The 12500-nt window shown below is 42.4% G+C and carries 13 protein-coding genes; 8 read left to right on the top strand and 5 right to left on the bottom strand.

The genetic code is table 11. From position 1 onward, the window contains the following. Nucleotides 1–108 precede the first annotated feature (108 nt). Nucleotides 109–693, top strand: a complete 585-nt coding sequence (locus tag ACZ41C_RS08150; RefSeq protein WP_138256473.1) for a MarC family protein — start codon at nucleotides 109–111, stop codon at nucleotides 691–693. Nucleotides 694–728: 35 nt separating this feature from the next. Next, on the top strand, nucleotides 729–932 hold the full coding sequence (locus ACZ41C_RS08145) for a hypothetical protein (RefSeq protein ID WP_138256474.1): 204 nt from the start codon (nucleotides 729–731) through the stop codon (nucleotides 930–932). Here ACZ41C_RS08145 and ACZ41C_RS08140 read toward each other — a convergent pair. The 4 genes from ACZ41C_RS08140 to ACZ41C_RS08125 form a co-directional block, all read right to left on the bottom strand. Further along, nucleotides 929–2554, bottom strand: a complete 1626-nt coding sequence (locus tag ACZ41C_RS08140) for a S41 family peptidase (RefSeq protein WP_138256475.1) — start codon at nucleotides 2552–2554, stop codon at nucleotides 929–931. The two genes, ACZ41C_RS08145 and ACZ41C_RS08140, sit on opposite strands and share 4 nt — an antisense overlap. Nucleotides 2555–2559: 5 nt before the next feature. Further along, nucleotides 2560–2991: a deoxycytidylate deaminase gene (locus ACZ41C_RS08135; RefSeq protein ID WP_138256476.1), complete on the bottom strand. Its 432-nt coding sequence runs from the start codon at nucleotides 2989–2991 to the stop codon at nucleotides 2560–2562. Nucleotides 2992–3148: 157 nt separating this feature from the next. Then, a complete protein-coding gene (locus tag ACZ41C_RS08130; protein WP_464565471.1) occupies nucleotides 3149–3733 on the bottom strand; it encodes a HupE/UreJ family protein in 585 nt (194 codons plus the stop codon). Between the two features lie 11 nt (nucleotides 3734–3744). Next, a complete protein-coding gene (locus tag ACZ41C_RS08125; protein ID WP_464565469.1) occupies nucleotides 3745–4485 on the bottom strand; it encodes a TerB family tellurite resistance protein in 741 nt (246 codons plus the stop codon). Between the two features lie 131 nt (nucleotides 4486–4616). On the opposite strand from ACZ41C_RS08125, the gene ACZ41C_RS08120 reads away from it, so the two are divergent. From ACZ41C_RS08120 to ACZ41C_RS08110, 3 genes are all read left to right on the top strand, one after another. Then, the gene (locus ACZ41C_RS08120; RefSeq protein WP_138256479.1) at nucleotides 4617–5027 is read left to right on the top strand and encodes a BrxA/BrxB family bacilliredoxin; all 411 of its coding nucleotides are present in this window, start codon (nucleotides 4617–4619) and stop codon (nucleotides 5025–5027) included. A 76-nt stretch (nucleotides 5028–5103) separates the two neighbouring features. Next, complete coding sequence (locus ACZ41C_RS08115) at nucleotides 5104–5850, top strand: lysophospholipid acyltransferase family protein (RefSeq protein ID WP_464565467.1); 747 nt, start codon at nucleotides 5104–5106, stop codon at nucleotides 5848–5850. A 23-nt stretch (nucleotides 5851–5873) separates the two neighbouring features. Then, nucleotides 5874–6551 carry an HD domain-containing protein gene (locus ACZ41C_RS08110; RefSeq protein ID WP_138256481.1) on the top strand — a complete coding sequence of 226 codons (678 nt, stop codon included), beginning with the start codon at nucleotides 5874–5876 and terminating at the stop codon, nucleotides 6549–6551. A 55-nt stretch (nucleotides 6552–6606) separates the two neighbouring features. Here the strand turns inward: ACZ41C_RS08110 and ACZ41C_RS08105 are convergent, their stop codons facing one another. After that, a complete protein-coding gene (locus tag ACZ41C_RS08105; protein WP_138256482.1) occupies nucleotides 6607–8052 on the bottom strand; it encodes a glycosyltransferase family 2 protein in 1446 nt (481 codons plus the stop codon). A gap of 282 nt (nucleotides 8053–8334) precedes the next feature. Between ACZ41C_RS08105 and ACZ41C_RS08100 the strand changes: the two genes are divergently transcribed. From ACZ41C_RS08100 to ACZ41C_RS08090, 3 genes are all read left to right on the top strand, one after another. Continuing rightward, on the top strand, nucleotides 8335–9759 hold the full coding sequence (locus ACZ41C_RS08100; RefSeq protein WP_464565464.1) for a Gfo/Idh/MocA family protein: 1425 nt from the start codon (nucleotides 8335–8337) through the stop codon (nucleotides 9757–9759). 118 nt (nucleotides 9760–9877) lie between these two features. Further along, on the top strand, nucleotides 9878–11161 hold the full coding sequence (locus tag ACZ41C_RS08095; protein WP_464565462.1) for a CitMHS family transporter: 1284 nt from the start codon (nucleotides 9878–9880) through the stop codon (nucleotides 11159–11161). Between the two features lies 1 nt (nucleotide 11162). After that, the gene (locus tag ACZ41C_RS08090) at nucleotides 11163–12500 is read left to right on the top strand and encodes an acyclic terpene utilization AtuA family protein (RefSeq protein WP_464565460.1); all 1338 of its coding nucleotides are present in this window, start codon (nucleotides 11163–11165) and stop codon (nucleotides 12498–12500) included.

Here is a 12500-nt window from a genome sequence, read left to right as displayed (position 1 = left end):
AAATTTTGGGCTGAAAGATACGGTATTTACATCGTCATTTAAACATTATCAATTTCATAACATCCAAAGACTTATTTATAAACGTAGATTTGCAAAAAATTTTGAAGAATGACCTTTCATTTTGACTTTAGGGAAATCGCCACGGCCAGTATGGTATTGTTTGCCGTTATCGACATATTGGGAAGCATCCCCATCATTATTGGACTCCGCAAAAAAGTGGGGCACATCCAATCAGAAAAGGCATCGATCGTTGCCGCCTGTATTATGGTCGCCTTTCTTTTCCTTGGTGAGGAAATCCTCAATCTAATTGGAATAGATGTAAATTCCTTTGCCGTAGCTGGTGCCTTTATTATTTTCTTTTTGGCGATCGAAATGATTTTGGGCATCTCCATTTATAAGGACGATCAACCTGAAAGTGCCTCCATTGTACCTATTGCCTTTCCCCTAATTGCAGGTGCAGGTACCCTGACCTCACTACTTTCCCTAAGGGCGGAATACTACGTTGAGAATATCATCGTATCGATTATTGTCAATGTCATTTTTGTCTATTTGGTCCTAAAATCCTCTGTCAAACTCGAAAGAGTCTTGGGCAAGGGAGGTCTCAATGTTATTCGAAAGGTATTTGGAGTTATTCTGATGGCCATTGCCGTTAAGCTCTTTGCCGCCAATATAAACGAGCTTTTCAATCAATAGAAATTAGTGTATTTTTAATGTCTTAAGTGATTAAAATGAACAAGACTTTATCGATAATACTGGTGATATGTGCAGTTGCGTTGATTGCATACAACGTAACCTTGATTGATTTTGAGAATCCTTTTGAAGGCAATAGTGTCGTGGCCATTATTGGCGTTATGGCATCCTTGTGTGCCATTGTCCTGATACTCATCTTCTATACAAGCAAAAAAATCCAGAAGAAACTTAACGAGGATTAATTTTGGGATTCTATAGCTTCGGCCTCCCCTTGTTGTATGGTAGGGTTGTCCAGTTCCAACACCTTTAACAACATGGGATCTTCCACGCTTTTTATTTTGGCATGCATATTGGCATCGAACAGTTGCTCCGCCAGGGAGGCCTTTAGATAAAGCTTTATGTTATCCTCAAAATCATAAAAATTCATTTTGAGGTTTCGCTCCAAAGAATAATCCACAAACTTTTCAAAAAGGATATCGTCCACCCTAAAATATCTGAAAAATTCTTCAGCCGTATAGTCCGCATATAGTTCCCGGTTTTCATCAAGATGTTCGAATACAAAAAAGGATAAAAACCCTAAACTATCCATACTTTCTACGGCTTCTTCCTCATTGGTGCCAATGGGAACAAATTCATCGGGTATTATACCTCCTCCTCCATAAACCACCTTTCCTTTGGGTGTGGTAAATTTTAGGGAGTCGGCCACCTTGATACTGTCCACGGAAACCATCTCCCCGCTATGGTATCTTTCTGTAAATCGTTCGTAATAGTCCTTACTTCCGTTGGCATAGCTTTTCTGGATGCTCCTACCTGTGGGCGTATAATATCGGGATACGGTCAAGCGAACCGCGGAACCATCCCCCAAGGCCATTTCCCGCTGTACCAAGCCCTTCCCAAAGGATCTTCTCCCTACAATGGTGCCTATGTCATTATCCTGTAACGCCCCTGCAACAATTTCACTGGCCGAAGCGGAACGTTCGTTGATTAGGACGTAGACCGGTTTATCCTCAAAACTGCCCCTGCGGGTTGCATAGGTCTTGTCTATTTTTCCCTTTTTGTTCTTAGTGAACAATATTAGTTTGTTGTCCTCCAAAAATTCATCCGCCATCTGTTCGGCAATGTTCAGGTATCCTCCAGGATTGTCCCTCAAATCCAGGACCAATTTATGGGCCCCTTCTTTTTGTAACTGTTTCAAGGCCGATTTAAATTCGTCGTATGTAGATTCCGCAAAACGGATCACTTTGATATACCCAATATCGTCCGTAAGCATATAAAAGGATTCCACACTTTTGATCGGTACTACACCCCTGGTTACCGTAACATCGAACATTCTATCCTCTGACTTTCGATATACTTTCAATTTGACGGGCGTACCGTCCTTGCCCTTTAGTTTTTGAACGATAAGATCACTGGGCATGTTCTTTCCATAGAGCGTGTCGTTGTCCGCCATAAGGATACGGTCTCCAGGCTTTATTCCCTTGGCAAAACTGGGGCCGTCCTTTACTGCGCGTATTACCGATATGGTGTCCCTGTAAGGATAAAAATTGATGCCAATACCTACAAAATCCCCTTTCATATTCTCTGAAACACGGGTCATCTCCTTTTCAGGGATATACACGGAATGGGGGTCCAACTTCTCCAAGATGCTGTTTACGGTTACGTCAACAATGCTGTCCGTATTGACATCGTCCACATATTCGTAGTCGATATAATCGATCAGCCTATTTAACTTGTCCTTTTTGGAATTGGTGGTGAATAATTTCTCGGGCGTATCGTTGAAGTTAAGTTTACCACCTACAAAAATACCAATGGCCAAGGCCAAGGCGATTATGGTGGGCAATAGATATGTATACTTATTCTTCATTAATGTCAATCCTCTATTTGTGGCATAAATTCAAGTTCCACTCCCGCCCTTTTCAAAAAACTTAGGCCAGAATCGTCCTTGTACGCTATTTGATATACTACACGTTTTATGCCAGATTGATGTATCAATTTACTGCATTCCCTACAGGGCGATAACGTTATGTATAAGGTAGCGCCCTGACAGCTCTGTGTTGACGAAGCTACCTTTAAAATGGCATTCGCCTCCGCGTGGAGCACATACCACTTCGTGTAGCCTTCTTCGTCCTCGCAGTAATTCTCAAAACCGGTTGGAGTGCCGTTATATCCATCGGAAATAATCATTCTATCCTTTACGATAATGGCCCCCACCTGTTTTCGCTTGCAATAGGAGAGTTTGCCCCACTCCTTGGCCATTCTAAGGTAGGCCCTATCGTATTTTTCCTGTTTCGATTTGTTCATGTAACCGGAAGCAAAAAATGCTTGGATTGTCTAAGATACCCGCTTTAAATACCTTTACAAAGGTATAGTGACAATTTTAACTTTTCCTCAATATTTGTTATTTGGACTTGACCAAAAGACTCAAATTTCCGTTCGGACCCAGATAGCTTCGACCTCCTTACCAAGGAAACGTTGAATACAACAAGGGTATTGTGATTAACAACACAATTGCACTCGCCACTACTACAAAAATGGATGGCCTCACCTTAAACAAGGACTGACAAACGTATGCCAAGCATAATACCAATAGTACGATGATTACCTGTGAAATTTCAATTCCGGTAGCAAAACCCAACAATGGGGTCCATTTTTCCTCTTCCCCCGAAATCAACATTTTAAAATAATTGGAAAATCCAAAACCATGGATGAGACCAAAGAACGCCGTCGCCAAAACATGTAACAAAATGCTATTGTGTTCCTGTATTCGCCGTTGATATACAATGTTGAACAACGCGGTCAGAAAAATGGTCACCGGAATCAAGAACTCGATCAGGGACACTTTCACTACCACCACCTCAAAAACGGAAAGCATCAGGGACAGGCAATGGGTGACCGTAAAAACAGTAGCCAAAACCAATACCTTTTTCCAACTTTTGAAGGTAAACGGTATTGCCAAGGCCGATAAAAACAAAATATGGTCATAGGCACTAAGGTCCAATACATGATTGAGACCCATTTCAACATAAAACCAAAAATTTACCATAGCTTCTATTTTTAATTGATTCCCCTTTCCTTCTGAATAGTCTCATAGGCAAGCTGAACCTGTTTGAACTTTTCTTCGGCGCCTTTTTTTATAGCTTCGTCCTGGGTATTTACCCTGTCCGGATGGTATTTTTTGGCCATATTCCTGTAGGCCTTTTTAACCTCCTCGTTGGACGCGGTTTTTTCAATTTCCAATATTTTGTAGGCATTGTCTGCAGATTTGATGAACATCGCCATAATGCTTTCAAAGTCTTGCCGGGAAACCCGTAGATAACCGGCAATTTCCCTGATTTTGTTGATTTCGGGCGTGCTTACGTTTCCATCGGCCTGGGCGATACCGAACAAAAAATGAAGCAACTGCAGCCGGACTTCATAACGCGTCCTTTGCGCCAAAAAACTGCTTATTCGCTGTGCGGAAATCTCCCTTTTCTTGTTGATATCATTGAAGGTCCTAAAAATGGCATTCGCCTTCTCTTTTCCATAGGTACCCACAAAGTATTGCCGTACGTAGTCCATTTCCTGTTGGCTTACCTGACCATCGGCCTTTATGACAATGGAGCACAATGAAAGTAAGTTCAGTTCAAAATCTGCCGGTGAAACGTTAGGTCTCGTAAAATCACTAAATACGCTCTGTGCCCTACCACTACCCGAGCCAAAGAGACTGTCCAGGGCGCTACCCACAAAAAAGCCCAAAATGGCCCCAACAAATCCCCTTAAAAAAAAGCCTATGAAGGTCCCGATCCATTTAATCATTCCAATCTTTTGATAATTTCCAAAGATATGATTTTAGGCAGAATACGGATGACTAAGGAAACGTTAAGGTGACCAAGGAAATATATCAAATTGGTTATATTTGTATTTCGGATTTTAAAAAAAATAATACTATGTATCCTGCGGAATTAGTAAAACCTATGAGAGACGACTTGGCTTCGGCCGGGTTTGAAGAATTATATACGGCCGAAGCTGTCGAAAATGCCATCAAACAACAAGGAACTACCTTGGTAGTCGTAAATTCTGTGTGTGGATGTGCCGCTGCCAATGCCAGGCCCGCTGCAAAAATGAGCTTACAGAACGCCAAAACGCCGGACCATACGGTTACCGTTTTTGCCGGTGTGGACACGGAAGCTGTCAATGCTGCCAGAAACTTGATGGTCCCATTTCCTCCATCTTCACCATCCATGGCCTTGTTCAAGGACGGAGAACTGGTCCATATGATAGAACGTCATCATATTGAAGGAAGACCTGCGGAAATGATCGCGGAAAACTTAGTACAGGCCTATAACGAATTCTGTTAGAACAAATCCTTCTAACGAGCTCTTATTTTAATACGGAATCACCGCTCTTACCAGAGCGGTTTTTTATTTTTGTAGCATGCAAAAAACGCTATCCTACATTGTCACCCCCTTTTTCTTTATAGCCTTTGGGTTGATATTGGTTATTTTTCATCCCATACTTTGGTTGGGGTTAAAACTTTTTGGGTACCCTGGCATTAAAAAAACGGTCAGTCTGCTCAACTGGTTTCTAATGCGTTCCACAAATATTCTTGGAACCACCTACAGATTCACGAATCCCTATACCATACCCACGGATAGGCCTTTGATCATCGTTACCAACCACCAGAGTATGTACGACATCCCTCCCATTATCTGGTATATGCGAAAGCACCACCCCAAGTTTGTGAGCAAGAAGGAACTTGGCAAAGGTATTCCCAGTGTTTCCTTCAATTTAAGGCACGGAGGTTCCGTTTTGATCGATAGGAAAGATGCCAAGGCTTCGTTGATGGAAATTGGCAAACTGGGGGCATATATTGAAAAACACAACCGGGCAGCCGTTATTTTTCCGGAAGGTACCAGAAGTAGGGACGGCCATCCAAAACCTTTTAAACCCATGGGGCTAAAAATGCTGATGAAAAAGGCGCCATCTGCATTGATCGTTCCTATTAGCATTAACAATTCATGGAAATTGGTCCGATTTGGTAAATTCCCCATGGGCTTGGGCGCAAAAGTGTCCTTTGACGTTCACGAACCTTTTGAAAACGACGGGGACTATGACGGTTTGCTCGCCAAGGCGGAAGCTGCGGTAGTTTCCGGTATAAAACACTTCAGGACAAGTCCATGAGGTTTTCAATAAAACCCTTTTAAATGAGCAATACGGAAATCGTTGAGGAGACCATAACCTTTGTCAAGGAAACGTTACAAAATGCGGAAGGCGGACATGACTGGTTCCATATTAAACGGGTGTTCCAAAATGCGATGTTCATTGCGAAGGACGAGGATGTGGACATTCTTGTGGTAAGCCTTGGGGCCCTTTTGCATGATATAGCCGATGCAAAATTTCACGATGGCGATGAAAACATGGGTCCGCAAATGGCTTCGGATTTTCTACAATCGCTAAAGGTCAAAAAAAAGGTCGTTGGTCATGTCGTAAAAATCATTAAACATATTTCCTTTAAAAACAGCTTAGGTACTTCCAAAAAGAAAGCATTCGTTTCAAAGGAACTACAGGTAGTACAGGATGCCGACCGTTTGGATGCCATTGGGGCCATTGGTATAGCAAGGGCTTTCAATTATGGCGGATTTAAAAATAGGGAACTCTACAATCCTGACATTCCACCCAATCTAAAGCTGACCAAGGAAGCATACAAAAAATCCAAGGCGCCCACTATCAATCATTTTTATGAAAAATTGCTTCTTCTGAAGGATAAAATGAATACTGAAACCGGGAAAAAACTGGCAGCTGAGAGGCATCAATACATGTTAGACTACCTTGAGCAGTTTTATAAAGAATGGAATCCATTATCGGCGAAGTCCAATCCATAAAAAAGGAGCCCGTTAAGACGGGCTCCTTTCCAAATATCCTCAAATTCTCTATTACTTATTTCTTTTCTGCCAAACCGCGGGTCAACCATCCTCTTCTGTTGGCTGTGGCTATGGCATATGGGGTAATCCAAAACAACCCAAAGGTGTACATAACACTATACGAATAGGCCCAAAAGGATTCCATGAAATTATATCGCTTTGCATAGAATATGACCGGGAATGTGGACAAAACCAAAATGCTTGTTAGTGTGGATGCTACAAACAACAGCGGATGTGTTACCACAAAGTACAACATGAACAACAAGAAAGGATAACTCATTACAATCTTGGTCGCCTGGCTAAAAAACAATAGTCTAGTGCCCGCTTTGGAACCTTCCCTAAAGTTTGTAAAAACATACTTGGACATTTCTATATTCTCCCTAACATTGCTCCTACCCCAACGGATGAACATCTTGTAAAGCCCCTTATATTTTTCGGGAACATTGGTATAGGCATAGGCATTTCTTTGAAATAGCACATGGTACCCCTGCTTCAAAATCATATTGGTCATGGCCCTGTCCTCGCCTATGTCCGAAGGTTGTCCCATAAAGGTCTGGTTTATCCAGGCATCCAGACAGGCGAATACAGCGGTCCTTCTATATGCGGCCAATGCTCCAGGAGTACACAACACAGAATTTAAGCTACTTTCCGCAGATCTTACAAATTCAAAACTCAACACAAAGCTCACGTCCAACATCTTTGGAATTAAAGCCTTTTCATTATTCAACACTCTAATGTTGCCCGCTACCGCCCCACATTTCTCATTCGTCACGAACGGACTTACCAAATTCCTAAGCGTGTCCTTTTTAACGATGGAATCACTATCCACGGTTACGAAAACCTCTCCAGTTCCCTCGTTGAATCCGCGGTACAATGCATGTCTTTTACCCATATTCTTAGGTTGTTGGTAGATAACGACCCTATCCCCTAGAACTCTTTTGGCTTCCTGCATCCAATTCCAAGTATCGTCCTTACTGCCATCATCAATGGATAGCAATTGTAGTTTTTCAACAGGGTAATCACTGTTCGCCAGGCTGATCAAAGTGGCGTATACCTGTTTTCCCTCATTATACGCAGGAACGATTACGGTACATGTGGGCAATTCCTCATTGGATACGGATTCTATTGCCTTATAACGAAAATATCGGTACAAGGTATAGACAAAAAATCCGGCTTTAAAAGCAAAGAGTCCGGTAGCGATGACCATAAAAATCATACCAAAAGTAGTACTCAATCGGTCTTGATTAAACTGGTCGTAATCGGACTGCAACACATACATTACATAGATGGAAGCGATCATAAGGACAAAGGTGCTACCCATTACAAAGACCCCCCATGCATTGGCATTTTGGATAAAGGATTGGAGTCTGGTTTTCAATAAGAATCCGTTCTTGATACTCGGTCTGGTATCGGACTGTTTGGTAGCGTTCAATTCAGGTGTAAAAGTATTTTCAGATTTCATTTGTGTTCTTGATTTGTTCTAGTTGTTATACGGCTACAAACCCCTTATGGATTATCCATTATGATATATTTATGCAAAATGGGATTCTTTAACTTTTAGCTAAGAATCTGTGATGGTTTTCGCCTTATTTAAACGACATCCACAACATTGAAATCCTACTTGGTTGCATTGTGAATACCTAAAAATTAAAGACTAAATTTTATTGGTTTAATAAAATCCGATTGGTTTATATAAAAAGTCAATTTTTTGTACCTTCCTAGCTCAGTCAAATTTTATTTTATCATGCAAAGAAGAAAGTTTATAAAAAATACGGTTGCTGCCTCGACCGCATTTAGTATTGTTCCCAGTTTTGTAATGGGAAAAACCCATGTGCCTCCCAGTGATACCCTTTATTTGGGTGCATTTGGTGTTGGTGGACGTGGGGCCGGTGTAATCCAGGGGCTCAATGAAACCCAAAAAGTGAAATTTGTTTCCTTTTGCGATGTCGATGATAGAAGGGCAGCGGAAACCTATGCCAATTTCCCCGATGTTAAAAGGTATAAGGATTTTAGAACGGTCTATGACAAGCATCTGAACGATATGGATGCCATTATGGTAGCCACACCGGACCATATGCATGCATCTATTGCCCTGCCTTTTATGAGGGCAAAAAAGCATGCCTATGTTGAAAAACCGTTGACCCACAATATCAATGAGGCGCGATTAATGACCCAAGTGGCCAGGGAAAACGGAATCGTTACACAAATGGGAAACCAAGGCGCTTCCAGTGATGGCAGTCGCGAAGCCAAGGAATGGATAGATTCCGGAATTATTGGAAAAGTGTATAAGGTAGATTGTTGGACAAACCGACCCGTTTGGCCACAGGGTGTTCCCGTTCCCCAAGGAAAAGACCGTATTCCCAAGGGTCTGGATTGGGACCTTTGGTTGGGGACCGCCGAGATGAGGGATTATAATGATGCCTATCTACCCTTTAAATGGAGAGGTTTTTGGGATTTTGGAACAGGTGCCTTGGGCGATATGGGCTGTCACATTATGGAAACCCCATTTAGTGTTTTGGGACTTGGTTATCCAACCGAAGCCGAAGCAAGTTGCACCACGAATTGGGTGGGTGATTTTGTGGAGGCAGATTACAGCGAATCCTGTCCTGCTTCGTCCATTGTACGATTAAAATTCAACACGCCAGAACATGGCGATATCGCCTTGAATTGGTATGATGGTGGATTACTCCCTGATTTACCGGATGAATTGAAGGATGGAGAAACGATTGGAGATAACGGTGGTGGAAGCATTTTCTACGGTACCCGAGGAATTTTGGTCTGTGATACCTATTCTAGAAACGCACGATTATTGCCCTCAACGACCATGGAATTGTTGACACCTCCAAAACCCTATTTAAAACGTATTCCTGGGGATACGGGCGGCCACCAAAGAAATTTTGTGGAAGGATGTTTGGAAGGAGTGGAAACCTCTTCTGACTTTGAACGCTCCGGACCTTTGACAGAAGCAGTTCTCATGGGTAATTTGGCCATTAAGGCCTTCCAATATAAGAAACTGAAGGAAGGCAAAAAATTGGGAGACTGGGACCCTTTTGAATATCCAGGTCGACGAAAAATCCTTTGGGATGGCGACAACATGCGCGTAACCAATTGGGAAAAAGCGAACGAATGGGTAAAAGGAAGTTACCGAAAGGGATGGGAATTAAGCTAAGCAGCTTATAATCAAAAAATGAATATAAGGGCTAGGGTCTAATTCCTGGCCTTTTACTTTTTAAACGGTTCAAATGCCTATATTTAAAAACGTAAACCAACTTAATACTTAATCTTACATGCTTGCCTGGCTGGGTCTTTTAACCATAGTTGCTCTTTTGTTTCTTGTCATGAGCAAGAAAATGGCTGCTGTGGTTGCCCTGATTATAGTTCCCATCATAACGGCCCTTTTGGGTGGTTTTACTACGGAAATAGCAACTTTTATAACCGATGGTTTAAAGTCCATCGCTCCCACTGGGGTCATGTTCATTTTTGCCATTCTATTCTTTGGTATATTGACCGATGCGGGAACCTTTAAACCCCTTATAAGGGCCCTACTGAAATTTGCCGGGAACACTCCGTCCCGGGTTGCCGTGGCTACCGCATTATTGGCCATGGCCGTTCATTTGGATGGCTCGGGCGCCGTAACGTTTTTGGTGACCATTCCGGCACTCCTTCCTTTGTATGACACTTTACAAATGAAGAGAACCACCTTGGCCACCATAGCCGCGTTGGCCGCGGGCACAATGAATATCCTACCTTGGGGTGGACCAACCATACGGGCAGCCACAGCTTTGGAGGTAAACGTTACCGAATTATTTAACCCATTATTGATTCCCGTTATTGGAGGCCTTTTGACCGTTTTGGCTATCGCCTATATTCTTGGCAAAATGGAACGTGAAAATAAGGCTGCAACAATAGATGACATAGCATTGGAACAAGAAACAGATGCCAAACAGGAACGCCCAAAGCTATATTATTTCAATATTGCCCTTGTTTTGGTCGCAGTGGGAGTTTTAATCAGTGGAATCGCCCCGCCGCATATTATTTTTATGATAGCGTTTTCTATATCCTTACTAGTAAATTACCCAAATCCAAAGGAGCAGGGCGAGCGAATCAACGCACATGCAAAGGCAGCTCTTTTAATGGCCAGTATATTATTTGCTGCAGGATGTTTTACGGGAATATTAAAAGGTTCAGGGATGATAAATGCCATGGCAGAAAGTGCAGTAACCTACATTCCAGATACCATAGGTAGTCACTTGGCCGTCATAACCGGTGTATTATCCATGCCTGCCAGTCTGTTGTTTGATCCGGATTCCTATTATTTTGGAATACTGCCCTTATTGTCCACCACGGCATCCCACTTTGGTGTGGAGGCCATTGAGGTAGGAAGGGCCTCGATTATCGGTCAAATGACGACAGGGTTTCCGGTAAGTCCGCTTACGGGCTCTACATATCTATTAATTGGACTCACGGGCATAGAATTGGGGGATCATCAGAAAAAAACCATACCATTGGCATTTTTGGTGACCATGGTTATCTTAGTTTTATCCCTAATGATTGGAGCAATAAGCTGGTAGCATGAAAAAGATTAGAATAGGAAGCGGAGCTGGGTATGCCGGAGATCGTTTGGAACCGGCCCTTGAATTAATGAAGCATGGCCATCTAGATTATATCTGTTTTGAAGGCCTTGCGGAAAGAACCATCGCCCTGGCCCAAAAAGCCAAAAAGTCCGATCCTGAAAAAGGCTATAATGACCTTCTTCTCTATCGCATGGAAAAAGTCCTTCCATTGGCCCATAAATACAAAATCAAGGTCATTACCAATATGGGCGCAGCCAATCCAATAAAAGCCATGGAAGAGGTTGCAAAATTGGCTACTACATTGGGACTTAAAAATCTGAAAGTAGCTGCGGTTCTCGGGGATGACATTACGGATAAAATCCATAACTACACTTCCAACACGGTTATTGAAACTGGTAAGCCATTATCCGAAATAAATAAGAATTTATTATCGGCAAAAGCCTATTTGGGTTCTGATGGTATTCTTGAGGCTTTAAGAAACGATGCGGACATTATCATCACGGGCAGGGTTGCCGACCCTTCCCTATTCCTGGCACCCTTGCTTTATGAATTTGGATGGGAAAAAACAGATTGGGAAAAAATGGGTATCGGAACCATGATAGGCCATTTATTGGAATGTGCCGGACAAGTCACCGGAGGTTATTTTGCGGATCCCGGGGTGAAGGAAGTTCCCAATCTGTGGAAATTGGGATTTCCCATAGTAGAAGTCAACGAGGCTGGTGAGGGTTTTGTCACTAAATTGGAAGAGGCTGGGGGCATGGTCACCACGGCCACCTGTACCGAACAACTCCTGTATGAAATCCATGACCCAGAAAATTATTTGACCCCGGATTGCATAGCGGATTTTTCAAAAGTCTCGTTCAAGAAATTGAAAGAGGATGTTATTGAATTTTCAGGAGCTACAGGAAAACCTGCAACGGATACGTACAAGGTAAGTGTGGGCTACCTAAATGGATTTATAGGTGAAGGTCAAATAAGTTACGGAGGTCCCAATTGTATTGCCCGTGCCCTTTTGGCAAAAGAAATCGTAGAAAAAAGGTTGGAAAATCTGTCCTTCCCTATCTCAGAAGTACGATGTGATCTTATCGGTATAAATTCATTATTTGATAAAGGTGCCATGCCAGAAGATATCAATGAAGTTCGATTAAGGGTGGCAGGGAAAACAAACACGAAAGAAGAGGCCCAGTTCATTACCAATGAAGTAGAAACCTTATACACCAATGGGCCTTATGGTGGGGGCGGAGCAACCAAAAAAGTAGATGAAATTATTTCCATTGCCTCCATATTGGTTCCCAAGGATGATTTTGAAATTAACGTACTTTATAAAACTACATAG

Source organism: Maribacter sp. C-4077, from assembly GCF_055378385.1.
The sequence above is the reverse complement of the archived record's forward strand: the minus strand, read 5'-3'. Positions and strand labels throughout refer to the sequence as shown.